Here is a 17311-nt window from a genome sequence, read left to right on the forward strand (position 1 = left end):
GGGCTAACTTTCCGGCCGGTAGCCGGCGGCGAGCAGCGTCTCGAAGTGCGGCTCGACCGGTTCGCGGGCAACCGTGGAGATTTCGATGTGGTCAAATCCCGCCGTCGTGAGGAAGCGGTGAAGCGTGCTTTCGCGGAATCCCAGCCATACGTCGGCGTAGAGTTCGCGCGCCTTTTCGAATCCGTGCTCCTTGAGGTCGAGGATCACAATCTGGCCGCCGGGCCGGAGGATGCGAAAGGCCTCCTGCACGGCGGCCTGCGGGTGAAGCGCGTGGTGAAGCGCCTGGCTGAGGATCGCAAGGTCGACGGACCCGTCGGGCAGGGGCACGTCCTCGATGTCGCCGAGCTTGTAGGTCAGATTGGACAGCCCGTTCTTTCTCGCGAACTCCGTGCCGACCTCGACCATGCGGGGCGAGTTGTCGATGCACCACACGGCCCTTGCGCGGCGGGCCAGAAGCTGGGAGATGAGTCCTTCGCCGGCGCCGAGGTCGGCGATGACGATGGGTGGCGCGAGTCGAAGCGCGAGATGGCCGATGGCCTCCCAGGACCTGCCCGGGCAGTAATTGCGCCCCAGTTTGCCCGCGATGAGATTGAAGTACTGCTCCTGGTGCGCGCGGCGCTTTCGAAGGATGCGCTCGAGATTGATGCGATCGTCGGCGATTTCGGCGGCGACCGCATTGCAGGCCGCGCGGAGGAGAGCAGTCTGCTCCTTAGGAAGCCCGGCCCTGTTTGAATAGAAGGCCTTCTTTCCCTCCCTGCGGTCGACAACGAGATCGGCCTGGCGCAGCAGGGCGAGCTGCGAGGAGATGCGCGACTGCGCCATGCCCAGGATTTCCTGCAGCTCCGCCACGGAGAGCTCCTCATGCAGCAGGAGCGCGAGAAGTCTGAGGCGGGTGGGATCGGCGAGAAGCTTCAGCAGATCCCAGGAGGCATTCACGCGGCTGGAGTCGCGTCGTTCTACTTGATGAATTTGAATGAGAACGGATACCGGTAAACTTCGCCCTTGTTGGCCTTGAGCGAGGCCAGAATGATCAGCACGAGATCGGCGATGCCGAGTGCAAAAAGGAGCGGTATTCCGATGACAACGAAGGCCAGGGCAATGCAGATGATCGCCGCTATGGCCACGGTGATCTGAAAGTTGATCGCCTCCTTGCCCTGATCGTCGACGATGGGAAATTCCGCCTTTTTCATCTGCCAGATGATGAGCGGACCGATGATGCTGCCGAAGGGAATGATGTAACCGGCCAAGGCGGAGAGATGGCAGAGCATCGCCCACATGTTGGCGTCGTTCTTCGCTGGAGTACTGGGGGAGTCCATGGAGGAAGCTATGGACGATCGCAACCGCCGCGTCAACCTTCGCGCGGGCAAGGACATGCCGCGTGTATGGATTGGGGCCCTTTGAGCCGAAAATGAAAAGGCGTCCCCCTTGAATTTTCGGGGACGCCTGGGTGGCGAAGCGGAATGGATCCCGCCAATGCCGTGGCTGCCTAGAAGCTGTATTTCGCTGTCAGGCTGAAGGTCCGCGGTGTCGAGGGATACACGACGAAGCGGCTGTTGCCACCGGCAGCGTAGTCCTCGTCGAGGACATTGTTGATGCCGAGGTTGAAGCTCCACTCCTTGTGCGTGTAGGTCGCGAAGACGTTGTAGACGTCAAAGGCGGGAAACGCCGCCAGGGGGCGCTGGTAGGTGGCGCCCATGTGGAAGAGATTTGCGCCGATGCCGAAGCCCTTGAGCGGGCCGTCGGTGAAGTCGTACTTGGTGAGCAGACTCCAGGTCTTCCGGTAGGTGCGCACGAGCGTGGCACCGGTTTGATCGTGGGTGCCGCGGCCATCGAACAGAGTGGCGATCACGGTCCATCCATCCACGGGGCGAATGTTGAGATCGTATTCGACACCTTCCGTCCGCACGCTTCCGGCGGGCAGGGCATAGACATTGGGCTGGCCCAGGTTGAAGCGGACCGGCAGGTTTTTGGCGTCGTTCCGGAACCAGACGATGCTTGCCGTCACCCTGCCATTGAGCGCGGCCGTCTTCACGCCGAGTTCCTGCACCTTGCCGAGGGTCGGAGGCAGGGGAACGCCGTTGGGATCGCGGTCGTCAGCGCCCGCGGGAGCAAAATTGGTGGCCTGCGAAGCGAAGAAGGACAGGTCGGCGCGGGGCTTGTAGACGAGACCGATCTTGTAGACGCCCTTGTCTCCCTTGCTCTCCTTGTGAACGGCGTTGAGGACGTCGAGGTGGGACGTATTGCTGCTCCAGCTCCAGCTTCCACCGGCGGTTGCGATCAGGCGGTCCTGAATCAGGTGCGCCTGGTGCTGCACGTAGATGTTGGCGGCGCTGCGGCGCTGAATGGTGTTCGCGGTGCCGGGAATGATCGCGTCGGCGGGGTTTGCCGGCCAGACGGGATTGATGATGCTGAACCGGGTGGTGCCGGTTTCGGGCGAGATCAGCGGCGTAAAGACAAGTCCTTGCTGATCCGCGACGGAACTGGCGGCCCATCCGAAGTTCGTCTGCTGCTGGCGACCAGCGACATTGAAGACCGAGATGTAGTCATTCACGACGCTGAACATCTTCTGCATTTGATGCAGCGTCAGAAGATTGAACTGCATGTAGTCGGTCGCATCCACGACGCCGTTGGCGCCGAGGAGGGTGTTATTGTTCACGTTTGAACGGCTGTCATGATCGTAGCGGCGCTCGGAGAAAAAGGCGACCTGCAACTTCGATTCAAAATTGGAGGTGATGCGATGCGTGATCGTGCCCTCGAGCTCGTGTTTGGTGAAAGTGGACAGACTCCAGGGGGCCTTGTAGCCCTGCTTGCGTCCGCCGATGTAGGAGAGCTGGTTGTTCTGATCGAGAAAGTTGTTGGGAAAGAGGCCGCTCGTCTCGATCCGCGAGTACTCGTAGCGCAGGCGCACGGTCGTGTCCTTCCAGTCGAGCTGAAGGGTCGGCGAGAGGACGGTGCGGTCGTCGAAGATGCCGTCCTGGTAGAATTTTCCGGCCTGCTGAGCGCCGACAAAGCGGTAGGCGGCGCGAGCGCCGCCGATGTCGGCGTCCAGCGGTCCCGTGAGATCGAACTCACCGCGAAGCATGCCGTTGCTGTCGACGAGCGCCCGCACCGAGCCCTTGCGGGTGTAGAGGGGGACCTTTGTCGTGCGCAGGAGCATGCCCTGGGTGACGGGGCGGGTGCCGAAGAGCACGGCTTGCGCGCCCTTCACAACCTCCATCGTCTCGGTCGTGACATCGTCGTCGATCGAGGGGAAGTACTCGACACCGTTCTTGAACGTGCGGGTGAGACGCTCGCCGCGCATGTAGAAGAGGTTGTTGCCGCCGAAGGACGAGAGGCCGCTGGAGATGTACTTGGCGAAATCGCTCGGGTACGGGAAGTTTCCGAGATCCTCGATCAGGTTGCGCGGGACGATCTGGATGGAGCCGGGGATGTCGATGAGCTCCTGGCGGGTTTTGAGACCGGCGGTGGCCGTGGTCAGGTTGTAGCTTCGGTCGGTCTTCGAGCTGACCTCGAATCGCGACATGACGATGGTCTCGTCATCCGCATCCGTCGCTCGCGCGGCCTGCGCGCAAAGGGAGACGGGGAGGGAGGAGAGCACGGCGACGGCCACGAGGGTGGCGGCGACTGGCGAGCCGGGCAGGGTGACAGGTGTCATTTTCATGGGATATGCCGGGTAGGGCGGATTCCGAAAAAAATTAAAAATCCTACGAGGTCAAAATTATTGTCAATGTTTGAGCATTTTTATGGTAACAGGCGTCTCCATGTGAAGCGATGGAGGCGGGTTGCGTGCCCCGCAGGGCGCCGCGGAGGGCTGAACGGGCGCCTAGGGCTCCGACAGTTCGATCGGGATGACGACCTGGCCGGGCGAGGAGCGCGGATCTGTCACGCGCGAGGCCAGGAGCCGGCCGATGGCTGCGCCGATCTCCTCGGGGCGCAGGGTGGGGAAGAGGTACGGCAGGGAATTCCCGCCGGCGGGCCGCTGGTGCAGGCCGCTGACGAGGAGCCTGGGGCGGCGCCTGCCCTTGAGTCCCAGGCGGTCGATGGCTGCGAGCGCGGCCTCGGCCTTCGCCTCCGACCGGCAGAGCAGGCAGAGATCCGTGGGGTGTCGCTGGACGATCGCCGTCACCTCGGACATGATGGCGTGATGGTCGTCGGGCAGGTGCGAAATGGAGTACTCGCCCGCCTTGTAGCCGGCGTTGCCCAGCAGCCGCCCCAGTTCGCTGAGCACGACGTTGTCGCCGGGGAACATCACCTCCCGGGTGAGGGCGCAGACATGCCGGCACCGGTGGCTTGAGGCGTAGCTGCTGACCAGGCGGGCGATGCCAAGATTGTCCTGCTCCACCCAGGGCAGGCCCTCGATCGAAGGGTAAAGGGAGCCATGAACGACCGCGGGCAGCCCGCTGTGCCTGATGGCGCGTTGCACGACGAAAGGCACCTTGGTGAGGACCACGCCGGAGGGTTCCTTCGATCTCAGGATCTCGCCGATGAGGGAGTCGACATAGTCCGCGGGGTCGGTCGCCGGGAGGAAATTGAACTGCACGTCCGCGCCGGGGAGGACTCCCTGTATGCCGACGAGGACGCCGTCCGCGACGCGCCCCTCCTGCCTGAGGTAATTCCGGTGCACCACCATGAACACCCGCTTGAGCAGACCGGGGCTCGCCTCCCGCTTGAGGGAGCCGATGAACGTTCCCCGCCGCTGCACCCGTTCGAGGATGCCGCGCTGGGAAAGCAGTTGAAGGGCGCGGTTCGCGGTCGAGGAACCGACGCCGAGCATGCGGGCGGCCTCCGCCAGCGGCAGGTAGGCGTCGCCCGGCTTCAACTGCCGGCGCCGGATGTCGGCCTCGAGCTGCTGGGCAAGCTCCATGATGCGCGGTGTCTGGGAGTATCCGGAAGTCATTGCGGTGAGTGAAGGGAACGGCGCGCGCCGGGCGGGCAATCCCGGGCATGGAAAATAAAATCATGGTCTTTTCGATATAATTCTTGCACGAAAGAATTATTTATGCCGCGATGACAGCCATGGCAAAGAGCAAATCCCCCCATGCGACCTTCCAGTTGCGCGGTCTGATCGCCGCGACATTCACGCCCTTCCGCGCCGACGGATCGATTGATCTGAGGCGGATCAAGCCGGTGGTGGACGCCGTGATCGGCCAGGGCGCCGGCGGTCTCTATGTCTGCGGAAGCACGGGGGAGGGGCCGCTGCTCTCGACGGAGGAGCGGCTGCGCGTCGCGGAGGCGAGCGTGAAGGCGGCCGCGGGGCGCGTGCCCGTGGTGATCCAGGTGGGGCACAACAGCATCGAGGAGGCGCGGGGCATCGCCGCGCACGCCCAGCGCATCGGCGCGGACGCGGTTTCCGCGACCCCTCCGGGCTATTTCAAGCCCGATTCGCTCGGCAATTTCGTCCAGTGCATGGCTCATATCGCTGACGGCGCGCCGAAGCTGCCGTTTTACTACTATCACATCCCGGTTCTTTCAGGCGTGCGCTTTGACATGGTTGACTTCCTGCAGGCCGGCGGTGCGTGCATTCCGACGTTGCGGGGCATCAAGTTCTCCGACACCCATCTCCATGAAATGCTCGCGTGCGTGGAGTTCGAGGACGGACGGTACGACATTCTCTTCGGCGTCGACGAGATGCTGCTCGCCGGCCTCGCCTTCGGCGCGCGCGGAGCGGTGGGCTCGACCTTCAATTTCGCCGCCCCGCTTTACAGGAGGATCATCGCGGCGTTTGAAGCCGGGGACATGAACGAGGCGCGGCGGCTGCAGTCGCTGTCCGCCAGAATGGTGCGGATCATCGTCGGCAACGGCGGCCGCGGCGGGCTCAAGGCCGCGATGGAGCTCATCGGCGCGGACTGCGGGCACAGTCGCCTGCCGACGGTGACCACCTCGCAGGCGCAGCGGGTGAAAATGAGGAGGGAGCTCGGCGCGCTGGGCTTCTTCGAGTGGGCGGTGAAGTGAAGGCGCCGGGGTTCATCCTGCTGGTGGCGGTCATTGCGACCTGTCATGGAAAAATGAATACACCTGCGCCCCGGCTTTCTGCACTGGAGCCGCTTCCCGATGTCCATGGTTATGCGGGCATGTTTGCCGGGGTCTCCGGCGGCGCGCTGCTCTGCGCGGGCGGAGCAAATTTTCCGGACAAACCGCTGTCGCAGGGCGGGAAAAAGGTCTGGCACGACCAGGTGTTTGTCCTGGAGGCGCCCGACCAGGCCTGGCGTGCCGCCGGCCGCCTGCCCCGGGCGAATGGCTACGGGGTGTCGGCGACCTGGCGCGATGGCATTGTCCTTGCCGGGGGCGGTGATGCGAACGCGAATTTCCGCGAGTGCCGCATGATGCGCTGGGACGGCAGACAGCTCACTTTCCTTCCCCTGCCGTCCCTCCCCGCTGCGGTGGCGAATGCCTGCGGGGCACTTGTCGGTGACAGCCTGTTCATCGCCGGCGGTCAGGAAACGCCGTCGGCCACTTCAACGCTTGCGCGGTGTTTTGTCCTGGACCTTGCCGCGGCGGAACGCGCCTGGCGTGAAGTGCCCTGGCCGCGGGGCGCGCCCGGTCGCGTGCTGGGTGTCGCGGCTGCCCTGGACGGATGGTTTTATCTTTTCAGCGGCACGGACCTGTACGCCGGCCCGACGGGAGCGGCTGAGCGCCGCTACCTGAACGACGCGTGGCGGTACCGCGAGGATGCGGGCTGGCAGCGTCTGGCGGATCTGCCCCATGCGGTGGTGGCGGCGCCTTCACCGGCGATGGCTGCCGGGCGCGGCAATCTTGCGATTGCGGGTGGAGTGTGGCCCGAATACCTGGCAGCGATTCCACCGAACGCGCCGCATCCTGGATTTTCCAGAGGGATGCTGGTCTATGACAGCGGGGCCGATCGCTGGATTTCGATTGAAGCGGGCGGCCTGCCGCCCGGCGCTCCGCCGAGGGTGACTGCGCCTCTGGTTGCGTGGCGGGACCGCCATGTTGTCACCAGCGGGGAAGTGGTGCCAGGCGTGCGCACGCCGAGTGTCCTTACCTTCCGGTTTCCTCCATGAGTCTCTCCGTTCACCGCCTCGGGCAACTGCGTCGCGCGTATTCCGGCGACCTTCTGGAAAGCACGATTCCCTTCTGGCTGCGGCACGGGCTCGATCACGAGCATGGCGGCCTGCTCTCCGGACTTGGCGAGGATGGATCGGTGATCGACACCGACAAGGCGGTCTGGCTGCAGGGCCGGGCGGCCTGGACCTTTGCGACGCTGTACAACACGGTTGCCAGGCAGCCGGAATGGCTTGCCGCGTCGAAGCAGTGTCTGGATTTCATCCGGGCGCACTGCCGGGGGCCGGGGGGGAAACTGTATTTCACGGTGACGCGGGATGGCCGGCCACTGCGCATGCGACGCTACGTGTACAGCGAGTGCTTCGCGGCGATCGGAAACGCGGCCTACTCAAAGGCGTCGGGTGACGCGCGCGCCGCGGAGGAGGCGCTCCAGTATTTTGCGACCTACCTTCACCACAGTTTCACGCCCGGCGTGATGCCTGCGAAGACCGATCCGGCGACGCGCCCGATGAAGGGAGTCGCGCCCCACATGATCGCCATTGTCACCGCGCAGGAGATTCGTGCGCTGCTTGGCGATGTGGCGGTTGGAGGTGCGACCTGCACGCAATGGATCGACCGTTCGCTTGCGGCCATAGAAAAGGACTTTTTCAAACCCCAGCATGGCGCGCTGATGGAGATTGTGGGCGCGGATGGAGCCGTGCTCGACACGTTCGACGGCCGCACGCTCAATCCCGGTCACGCTCTCGAATGCGCGTGGTTCATCCTTCACGAGGCGAAGCTTCGGGGTCGCGACGCGCGGCTGCTGCGGCTGGGGCTGTCGATCCTCGACTGCATGTGGGAGCGCGGGTGGGACACCGAGTTTGGCGGACTGCTGTATTTCACCGATCTTTTCGGGAAACCGGTGCAGGAGTATTGGGCGGAGATGAAGTTCTGGTGGCCGCACAATGAGGCCGAGATTGCGACACTGCTGGCCTATCAGCTCACGAAGGATGCGAAATACGCGGCCTGGCACACGGAGGTGCATGACTGGTCGCACCGCGTTTTTGCCGATCCCGTGCACGGCGAGTGGTTCGGCTACGCGCATCGGGACGGGCGCATCTCAACGCGACTCAAGGGCAACACCTGGAAGGGACCGTTTCACCTGCCCCGCATGCAGTGGTACTGCGCACGCCTGGTTTCGGAAATGATGCCTGCGGCAACGTAGGCGGTGGGGAGTTTTGGCCTGGCACCTGGCGGCGGGGAGACGGCTGCCGGCTCCGGCCGATCAGGCACTGACGGATTGCGTTGCGCGGGCGAGGCGCTTCGATGGGTCGATGGCCTCTTTCTTTCGGCACATTCCCCTTCGCATCACGTTTGCCATGACCGCTCTCATGGTTTCACGGATCCCATCGGCGGCGACTCCCGCGCCCGCGATCGAGGATGAATCAAAGGTTGTGCCCTACACGCTGCCCGATCCGTTGCTCGCGGAGGACGGCACGCGCATTCAGACCTCCGCTCAGTGGATGGCGAAGCGCAGGCCGGAACTGCTCGAGCTGTTCTCGAAAGATGTCTATGGCCGCACGCCGACGCGCAGACTCAAGGCTGTGCACGCTGAAGTGACATCGACTGACACAAATGCCCTGGGAGGAAAGGCGACGCGCAAGGAGGTGACGATCTGGTTCACGAAAGGCAGGGAAGGTCCGCGCATGCGCCTGCTGATGTACGTGCCGAATCACGTGAAGCAGGCGCCGCCGGTGTTTCTCGGACTCAATTTCTATGGAAACCACACGGTGGACAACGATCCCGGGATTGCGTTGGCGGATCCGATCTCTGTTTTCGCGCCGGGGAAGCCGCTGCCGACCACGCCCCGGGGAAAGGATCGGCCGCCGATGGGACGCGGCGGCCAGGCGGACCGCTGGCAGGTCGGAATGGTGGTCGACCACGGGTACTCCACGGTGACGGCTTGGTACACCGACCTTTGTCCCGACCGCATCGGTGGACTCGACGAGAATGTTGCGTCGATTTTTTCCACGGGCGGGACGGAAGGCCGGGCGGATGACGCCTGGGGGGCGATCGGAATCTGGGCCTGGGGCCTGAGTCGCGCGCTGGATTACCTGGAAACGGACCGGAGCGTGGATGCGCGACGCGTGGCGGTGCACGGTCACTCGCGTCTGGGCAAGGCTGCGCTTTGGGCCGGCGCGCAGGATCCGCGTTTTGCGATGGTGATTTCGAATGACAGCGGCTGCGGAGGCGCGGCGCTCAGCAAGCGCGTGTTTGGCGAGACGGTGGGACTCATCAACAAGACCTTTCCCCATTGGTTCGCGAAGCGTTTCCGAGCCTATGACGACAATGAGGCCGCCCTGCCGGTGGACCAGCATGAGCTGCTGGCCTTGGTTGCGCCTCGTCCGCTGTATGTGGCGAGTGCGAGCGAGGATCTATGGGCTGATCCCAAGGGCGAATTTCTGAGCGCGAAGCTTGCGGGACCCGTTTACGCGCTTTTCGGAAAGACCGGGGTGGGCGTCGACGAAATGCCTCCCGTCGACTCACCCGTGGGTGGAACGATCGCCTATCACCTGCGCACGGGAAAGCATGACATCACCGCCTACGATTGGGCGCAGTACCTGAAGTTTGCGGACCGACATCTGCGCTGAAATCGTGAGCGTGAGGCCTACATGAAGCAGATCGACGCCGAGTCGGCGGCGCGGGGGGAGCCAGGAAAGAAGCGGAACCAGCGGGCGTCGGAAAGCTGATGCAATTGCTGCATTCCGAGACGACAAGGCGGTCAAAAGACTGATCGGAGCTCAAGGTAGATCAAGACGAGGACGAGTGCTACTCCGACGATCCACCAGAATCGCGAAATGCCCAGGGAGGTTTGAGTTCGTCGGGGGCGGTGTGCTGAAAGCTCATCCTCGGACGGGGGGAGGTCCAGGCCGTCGTAGCGCGTGGCCTCCTCGTTCCAGCCGGATCGCTCATCGGCACCGCACTCCGGGCAGGCGCGGGCGTTGGGAGGAACATCGGCGCCGCAGTTGGGACATTCCGAAGGCGTGCGGGAGCGTTTCACAGTACCAATCAAACGCAAGTTGCGGGGATTTCAAGAGGAGCAGAGGGGACTTTAGGCGAACGGCTTCAGGCTTGAAGGATCATGGTTTCGGGTGCAGCATTTGACCTCTCGGAAGCATTGGATTCCCTTTCCATTCAGCAAAATCCGCGTGCCGTCCAACACCCCCCTGCTCTATGATCACTCTCAGTATCAATGGCGTTGAAAAGCAGGTGGATGTGGACCCGGAGACGCCGTTGCTGTGGGTCCTTCGCGATCACCTGAGTCTTGCCGGAACCAAGTACGGCTGCGGCATGGCCATGTGCGGGGCGTGCACGGTCCATCTCGACGGAGAGGCCGAGCGGTCCTGTTCGATTCCCGTGGGCAAGGTTGGCGGCAGGAAAATTGTCACGATCGAGGGTCTCGCGGCGGACTCAAAGCGGATTCTTCACCCGCTGCAGCAGGTTTGGATCGATGACGACGTTGCCCAGTGCGGCTACTGCCAGGCGGGCCAGATCATGAGTGCAGCGGCCCTGCTGGCGAAGAATCCGAAGCCATCCGATGCGGACATCGATTCCGCCATGTCGGGAAATCTATGCCGCTGCGGAACCTACCAGCGCATTCGAGCCGGCATTCATCGGGCCGCTGAGCTCGCGGCACGGTCGAAGACGGAAATCGCGACGGTGAACTGAGCCGGCGGTCGATCGCGTGGAGGGATGAGTGCGCTCCGCCATGGAGGGGCACGCTCCGTCGTGACCAGGGGACGTGCGACGCGAAACGGCGCCGGAATTTTTCACGCGGAGGCGCGGAGCACGCGGAGAAGAGGAAGTGGAGTTCGAGAAGCGTTGCGATACGTTGGACGCGAAATGACCGGCGTCTTGGCGCGACGCGCGAACCCTGGGCATGACAAAGCGTGCCCCTCCAACGGAGGGGGGAATGCATGATCATCCAACGGTGGTGGATGGATGCGATGATGGCGAGGCGGCGGGCGCTTGAAGGTGGCGCCTCGATCGCCGCGGAGCCTACGGGTGCAGGTAGCGGTTGAGCAGGTTTTCCAGGTATTCCTGGCGTCCGCTGCGTGGCGTGGGCTCTCCCAGCTTCGTGAGGACGAGTTTTTCGAGCTCCTTGAAACCGATTTTCCGGGTTTCAATCTGCCGGCCAAAGCTGGAGTCGAAACTTGAATAACGATCAGCAACGAAATTCTCAAACCGGCCATCGGCGAGGATTGAGCGGGCGATCTTGAATGCCGCGACATAGGCGTCCATGCCGCCGATGTGGGCGTGGAAGAGATCCTCCGGATCAATGCTCTGGCGGCGGAGTTTGGCGTCGAAGTTGAATCCGCCTGAACCGAGGCCGCCCGCCCTCAGGATGGAAATCATCGCGAGCGTCAGCTCCCTGACATCAGTGTTGAACTGGTCGGTGTCCCAGCCGAGCAGGAGATCGCCAGCATTGGCATCGATCGAGCCGAGCATGCCCTGGGCGGCCGCCACCTCGATCTCGTGCTGGAAGGTGTGGCCCGCGAGGGTGGCGTGGTTGGTTTCGATGTTGAACTTGAAGACCTTTTCGAGCCCGAAGGTGCGCAGGAAGGCGATGCCGCTGGCGACGTCGAAGTCGTACTGGTGCTTGGTCGGCTCCTTGGGTTTGGGTTCGATCAGGAACTGCCCGTCGAAGCCGATGCTGCGAGCGTAGTCTTTCGCCATGTGCATGAACGCCGCCAGGTGCTCCTGTTCGCGCTTGAGATTGGTGTTGAGCAGCGTCTCGTAGCCTTCGCGGCCGCCCCAGAAGACATAGTTTTCACCGCCGAGTGCATGCGTGATTTCGAGCGCCTTCTTCACCTGGGCCGCGGCGTAGGCGAAAACGTGCGCGTCGGGATTGGTGGCGGCACCCGACATGTAGCGGGGATTCGAGAAAAGATTTGCCGTGCCCCAAAGCAGCTTCACGCCGGTGGCCTTTTGGAGCTGCTTCGCGTGGCTGACAATCTGGTCGAGGATCCGGTTGGTCTCCGCGAGCGTCCGGCCCTCGGGTGCGATGTCGCGGTCGTGGAAGCACCAGAACGGTGCCTTGATCTTTTGGAAGAATTCGAAGCCCGCCTCGAGGCGGACCTTGGCCACGCTGACAGGATCCTTGCCGCGCTCCCAGGGGCGCACAATCGTGCCGGGACCGAACGGATCACTGCCGGTGCCGCGGAAGGAATGCCAGTAGGCGATGGAGAAACGCATGTGGTCACTGACGGTTTTGCCGTCGATGACCTCATCCGGATTGTAGTGGCGGAACGCCAGCGGGTTGTCTGAGTCGGCGCCTTCGTAGGCGATCGACGGAATGCTGCTGAAATAGGACTTCTTCGAGGACTTGGCCATGGGATGAAACGAAAGGCTGGGAGGGATGGACAAGGGTTCAGCCAATCGCCGGGCGGGCCGGAAAACCAGCCGAATTTTTCGGTGAAGGCAGTTCCGGCGTGAGTTCACAGCGCTGATGGTCAATACTTGTGATGAGCAAACATGTCGGACACCCCCTATTCCCGCGCCCGGATTCTGATTGACCAGGCTCACGCGGCTGACCCGCAGCGGACGGCTGATGGCCGGCCGGCCGAGCTTGCCTATGCGGATGCGATGGAGGCCTGGGTGGCCCGGCTTGATCCTCTGGCGTCATCGCTCCTTCGGCTTGGGGCCCGGTGCCAGCACCTCGAACGCTGGTCGGTGCCGCGGTCGACGTTTCCCCTGGGCAAGGTGGGGTATCACAAGTGGCGGCGGCTCCTGTATGTTCGCCAGGCGGAGCGCGCCCGTGAACTTCTGCTTCAGGCGGGCGTGCCGGAACACGAGGTTGCCGATGTCGCCACCTGGGTGGGCAAGAGCGGGCTCAAGGACAACCCGGGGACGCAGATGCTGGAGGATGCGGCCTGCCTGGTTTTTCTGGAGAAGGAAATCAGCGGATTTGCCGCGCAGCATGCGGACTACCCGCGGGAGAAGTTCATCGACATCCTGCGCAAGACCTGGCGGAAGATGAGCCCGCGCGCGCAGCTCGCCGGACTTGCCTTGGATCTGCCTCCTGACATTGCCGCGCTGGTGCGTGATGCCGTGACGAACTGATTTGGCGGGCGTGCACCCGCTTCGCGATCAGCCCGCCACAAGCGGCGGCGGCGACTCCGGCGTGCGTGGCGCGCGTTTCATGAAGGCGGCGATGATGAGCGAAAAGACCGTGCCCATGATCGGCACCACAAAGACCATGACGATAAGGAACCAAAGCGGGCTTGCGAAAAACCTGAGCATGCCCTCGACGGCATGCAATTTATCCGCGGGCACCTTCTGCCTGGCGTTTTCCAAAACGAGTTCGTGGAATGCGGGGTTGATCAGCGTGCCGTAGACGTAGGCGAGCACGCCGCCGATCACGCCTTGAAAGACTGAAGTGAGTGCCCCCGTACCGACAGCCCTGCCGTAGCTGAGCGAGCCGTCGGGTGAAGAGTCGCGAACCGCACGCATCGTGAGTACCAAACCGACGATCGAAACCGCAAACCCGCCGATCATGCCGATGGTCTGGCCAGTTTGGAATCTGGCCATATCGTTGTGAAAACCCAGCAGGTACTCGACCAAGGTCACCAAGGTTCCCGCCACCGCCATTGCCGAACCATAGAGAAGGGCAGTTTTCATTCTGACAGGTTAACGGCGCTTCGGCGTGGAAGCGATCCTGATTTTTGTCCTGTCACCGTGAGGAACGCTGAAGCCGATTGGTGATTCAGGCATGCAGTCGCGTGCCCGTCAGGTTGCCAGCGGCTGAACTCCGAGGGTGCCGATCAGGCTCTCGCGGTAGGCGGGAGACTCGACGCGGGCCTTTCCGGCCTTCGCGTGCGAGAGGCGGTCCCGGATCTTCATCCTTTCGGCGACATCCGCACAACCGGGCCGGTCGATGAAGAGTTCCAGCGACTCGACGTGCTTCCGCCAGAGCTGGCTGTCGAGCATCTGCTTTGCGTCGAGCCGGGCGCGGTACCAATCGCTGGCCATCAGATGATCACGGGTGAAGAGCTCGCGCACGGAATTGTCACCGAGCGACTGGCCGCCGCTGGTCCTGCCGTTGACCATGATTTCAAGAACCGCCCGCAGGGGAGGGCAGGCCATGGCGATGCTTCCGTCGGCGAAGTAGCTCTCCGCGATGCGCCGGTGTGTCGACAGGATGTTGTCGATCCCGTCCGCGAAAACCGCCATGTCCTGCAGTTCAGGCCTCAGCATGTCGTCGGTGAACACAACGTGCGGGTAGGCAAACACGCGTCCGAAATAAATGCGGACGAAGCGCGCGGTGATGCGGTAGCCCAGCCTGCTGGCGGGAACAGGCCTGCCTTCAAACTCAAGATCGGGGCACCGTTCCAGGCATCCGTCGGCGATCAGGGCCTTCGCAGAGCGTTCCGCAGGGCTCATGCGCGCAAAGACCTCGGGCACCAGCAGGCTGATGTCGTGATCAACCCGCATCCTCGGACCGACATGCCCGGCGGCTGTGAGAAACACATCATGCCCGGTGAGAACGAGCGAAACCAGCGCGGCGTTGAGATCGATGATGGGCGGAAGCGCATTGAACGGAGCCTTGGTCAGGGCGCCCTCGGAGCCCGCGCCGGTTGTGGATGGCGACTTTCCGGTCATTGAGCTGATGAACTCCATGAAGAGCTCCGGCAGCTCGAGATGGTGGATCGGATTGAACACGCAGAGCGGACGGATGCCGGGCTCTGGCGGATTGTTGCGGCGGCCCGGGACGACGACGTGCACGGGAGTCAGGGGGTCGCTGATGTCCGCGGGCAGTTTGCGATGCAGGCACTGGCTGAGATGAGCGAGCGCGGTGGAGTGAGGATCCGCGAGATCCTGGCGGAGCTGCAGGTAGCGGGGATTTCTCGAGGGCTTTCCGTCGACGATGCGCGGATGGGCCGAGGAAACGAAATACCGCGGTGATTCACCGTCGGGAGCCGATGCCGCGGCACGGATCAGGTCCTGCATGGGCTGCGTGAAGGCCGAAAAGCCTATGGCGTCCTCGACGAGCGCACGGGCGTCCTCCGAGGTCAGGGGCGCGTAGTTGGACAGGAAGTTTCCCGGAGCCGCGATGTCGCCTTCCGCCTGGCCGTCGTATCCGCGGTGTATGCATTCATCGGGGCGCTGGAAGAGCATGCGCTCGCAGTTCCGCACGAATTTCAGGGACGGGGGAGCATCGCCGCCATTGCCGGCTGTCGCACGGAGCGCCTGCGCCACCTGAGGCGCGGGCACCACCGCGGAGGCGGTGATGTCGTCCTCGATCTGAACCTTTGCGGCGGGGTGAAAATCATGACGCAGACCGAACACCCGCCACGCCCCGTCGGCGTTGAATCCGACCCGGAGTGTATTCACTATGACACTACGCCCCTCATGCCGGAGGATGTTCGCCGGCCGTCCATTGATCTGGTCGACGGAAAACCGCGGGCGCCAGTCGCCCCCCCAGGAAGGCTGGTAGAAGCGCTTGACGACGAAGACGAGTTCCTTGATGTGCGGAGGGATCGAGCGCAGCCACTCGTTGTACTCCGGAGTAAACTCGCGCGTCGAGGGCGTGAGCAGCTTGATGACGCTGCCGAAGGAGCGCTCGGCGCTGAGGATCGGGCGTGTGTCGAGGCTTCGGCTCGTGTCCAGAAACCGCTTCGAATAATCGCGGGCCAGGATGGCCTCAACCTGGTCCATGTCTGCGTCGAAATCCGCGACGAAGACCGTGCCGCTGAGGATGGCGTCGGAGATCGCCTTGGAGATCTCCGATTTGCCGCCGCCTGAAACGGTGCTGGGCTTGTGACACACCGTGCCGTCGGCGACCGTGCCGACGAGGCGCCAGAGTCCGGGACCATGGGGCACGGGCTCGAGATGAACGCGGTAGCCGCCCGGCCGCACATAGGTTTTTCCGGCGAGTAGCTTGATCTGGCGCCGTTCACCGCCGCAGTCCGTCCAGGTTATCGCCTGGTTGCGCAGGCTGAAGTGCGCCTGCTCGGGCACGAGCACGACATCCGCCAGAAGCGTGTCCGTGGCGTGTCCCTCCGGGTGCGGCTGGAAGCGGCCGGGGTGGCGCGCGATGACATCGGCGACGCTGTAGCGTTCGGGCACGCCATAGGCGTCGAATTCATTGCCGAGATCGTAGCTGGGAAAAACCAGCGCACCGCCCGCATGCTCCTCCTCGGCGGATCCATAAAGGTTGGCGGCATAGCTGATCTGCGTCTTCACCTCCTTCTTGCAGTAGCCGAAGTAGTTGTCGGCGATGAGCGTGACCATGGTCCCCCGTGCATCGCGCGCGCACACCTTGAACGCCGTGCCATTGTTGTAGCGTTCATCCGGAGTTTTCCAGCACATGCCGTCGCGGCGCTGGCGGGGCGTGGCGAGATTCCAGTGGGGAAGCCCGAGCGTGTGCTTGGGAATGCCGACGAGATGCGGCGCGAGAATGACGCAGCCACTGTGGCCCGTCCAGCCGTCGACATCGAGGGCGGCGTCGTTTTCCGGCAGGTAGGGGTCACCGGCGTTGCCGAAAATGCTTTCGACGAAATCGAGGTTGGAAACCAGCGAGCCTGGTGCGAAAAACCGGATCTCCATTCGTTTTTCCCGAGTGAATCCGGGGATCGCCGGCACCACCAGCGGGCGAAGGAGGAGCGAGACGATGCACTCGGCGGAAGGTGCCTGGCTCTCGGTGAACGGCAGTCGCTGCAGATCCGCGGGAGGACTGAGGGCAATTTCGAGCAGCCGGGCGAAGGTTGCCTTGGGCACGCAGAATTTGTCATCGGGGACGGCGATGCCGCCGTCGGCGATGTGAAAGACGCCCTGGGTCGTGCGGCGGTCGCTCGCAGGATTGTGGAGAACCCCGTTTCGCAGCCGGTAGCTTTTCAGCATCGGGGACTCATGGGAGTCACCATGCGCCGGCAGGGAGAGTTCGCGGGCGAGGCCGGGCAGGTCCAGAATGAATGTGCGCGCAGGCAGCCGGGGTGCCGGGCCGATATCGGCCAGATACAGGTTGAGAAAGTGCTGAATGCGTCCGTCGGCGGGACACAAGCGGTCCGTCAGTTGTCGCGTGATCTCTCGGTGGCGGGCGAATATGGGGGCGGTGAGTTTGCTCCAGGCCGCGCCCTGGGCATCGTCGATCGTTGGGCAGCCGAGGAGGGCCAGGCGCAGGTTGATGGCATGATGCAGGGTGTTGAGGGTCGCGGAGTCAGGGCTGGTCGGCATGCTGTGCAGGGATGTGGCGGCGGGTGAAATCAGGACAGAGGGAGGAAGGATTGATGCCGCAGTTGGGTGCATTCTA

At 63.5% G+C, this 17311-nt stretch carries 14 protein-coding genes; 6 read left to right on the plus strand and 8 right to left on the minus strand.

The genetic code is table 11. The annotated features are described in order from the left end of the window. Positions 1 to 3 precede the first annotated feature (3 nt). The 4 genes from HS122_14630 to HS122_14645 form a co-directional block, all read right to left on the minus strand. Entirely contained in the window at positions 4 to 936 is a 933-nt protein-coding gene (locus HS122_14630; GenBank protein ID MBE7539631.1) for a metalloregulator ArsR/SmtB family transcription factor, read from the minus strand. Between the two features lie 20 nt (positions 937 to 956). Then, positions 957 to 1316, minus strand: coding sequence for a DUF4870 domain-containing protein (locus HS122_14635; GenBank protein MBE7539632.1), 360 nt, complete (start codon positions 1314 to 1316; stop codon positions 957 to 959). Positions 1317 to 1486: 170 nt separating this feature from the next. Further along, on the minus strand, positions 1487 to 3655 hold the full coding sequence (locus tag HS122_14640) for a hypothetical protein (protein ID MBE7539633.1): 2169 nt from the start codon (positions 3653 to 3655) through the stop codon (positions 1487 to 1489). 168 nt (positions 3656 to 3823) lie between these two features. Next, positions 3824 to 4897, minus strand: coding sequence for a GntR family transcriptional regulator (locus HS122_14645; protein MBE7539634.1), 1074 nt, complete (start codon positions 4895 to 4897; stop codon positions 3824 to 3826). A gap of 119 nt (positions 4898 to 5016) precedes the next feature. On the opposite strand from HS122_14645, the gene HS122_14650 reads away from it, so the two are divergent. The 4 genes from HS122_14650 (at position 5017) to HS122_14665 (ending at position 9650) form a co-directional block, all read left to right on the plus strand. After that, entirely contained in the window at positions 5017 to 5952 is a 936-nt protein-coding gene (locus HS122_14650; GenBank protein ID MBE7539635.1) for a dihydrodipicolinate synthase family protein, read from the plus strand. A 53-nt stretch (positions 5953 to 6005) separates the two neighbouring features. Continuing rightward, positions 6006 to 7019: a galactose oxidase gene (locus HS122_14655; GenBank protein ID MBE7539636.1), complete on the plus strand. Its 1014-nt coding sequence runs from the start codon at positions 6006 to 6008 to the stop codon at positions 7017 to 7019. After that, positions 7016 to 8224 (plus strand): AGE family epimerase/isomerase, encoded by a 1209-nt coding sequence (locus HS122_14660; protein ID MBE7539637.1) that lies wholly within the window; start codon positions 7016 to 7018, stop codon positions 8222 to 8224. The genes HS122_14655 and HS122_14660 overlap by 4 nt, the downstream gene beginning before the upstream one ends. A 166-nt stretch (positions 8225 to 8390) precedes the next feature. Further along, the gene (locus tag HS122_14665) at positions 8391 to 9650 is read left to right on the plus strand and encodes an acetylxylan esterase (GenBank protein ID MBE7539638.1); all 1260 of its coding nucleotides are present in this window, start codon (positions 8391 to 8393) and stop codon (positions 9648 to 9650) included. A 131-nt stretch (positions 9651 to 9781) separates the two neighbouring features. On the opposite strand, the gene HS122_14670 is transcribed toward HS122_14665, so the two are convergent. Then, positions 9782 to 10060 carry a zinc-ribbon domain-containing protein gene (locus HS122_14670; GenBank protein ID MBE7539639.1) on the minus strand — a complete coding sequence of 93 codons (279 nt, stop codon included), beginning with the start codon at positions 10058 to 10060 and terminating at the stop codon, positions 9782 to 9784. Positions 10061 to 10233: 173 nt separating this feature from the next. On the opposite strand from HS122_14670, the gene HS122_14675 reads away from it, so the two are divergent. Beyond that, on the plus strand, positions 10234 to 10728 hold the full coding sequence (locus HS122_14675) for a (2Fe-2S)-binding protein (GenBank protein ID MBE7539640.1): 495 nt from the start codon (positions 10234 to 10236) through the stop codon (positions 10726 to 10728). A gap of 330 nt (positions 10729 to 11058) precedes the next feature. Here the strand turns inward: HS122_14675 and xylA are convergent, their stop codons facing one another. Beyond that, on the minus strand, positions 11059 to 12393 hold the full coding sequence (gene xylA / locus HS122_14680; protein MBE7539641.1) for a xylose isomerase: 1335 nt from the start codon (positions 12391 to 12393) through the stop codon (positions 11059 to 11061). 141 nt (positions 12394 to 12534) lie between these two features. Between xylA and HS122_14685 the strand changes: the two genes are divergently transcribed. After that, positions 12535 to 13122, plus strand: coding sequence for a DUF4202 domain-containing protein (locus HS122_14685; protein ID MBE7539642.1), 588 nt, complete (start codon positions 12535 to 12537; stop codon positions 13120 to 13122). Between the two features lie 27 nt (positions 13123 to 13149). Here HS122_14685 and HS122_14690 read toward each other — a convergent pair whose 3' ends face one another. Both HS122_14690 and HS122_14695 read right to left on the minus strand, forming a co-directional pair. Then, positions 13150 to 13680 (minus strand): DUF4199 domain-containing protein, encoded by a 531-nt coding sequence (locus tag HS122_14690; protein ID MBE7539643.1) that lies wholly within the window; start codon positions 13678 to 13680, stop codon positions 13150 to 13152. 108 nt (positions 13681 to 13788) lie between these two features. Continuing rightward, positions 13789 to 17235 (minus strand): hypothetical protein, encoded by a 3447-nt coding sequence (locus tag HS122_14695; GenBank protein ID MBE7539644.1) that lies wholly within the window; start codon positions 17233 to 17235, stop codon positions 13789 to 13791. Positions 17236 to 17311 lie beyond the last annotated feature (76 nt).

This window comes from Opitutaceae bacterium (assembly GCA_015075305.1).
Classification (GTDB): domain Bacteria; phylum Verrucomicrobiota; class Verrucomicrobiia; order Opitutales; family Opitutaceae; genus UBA6669.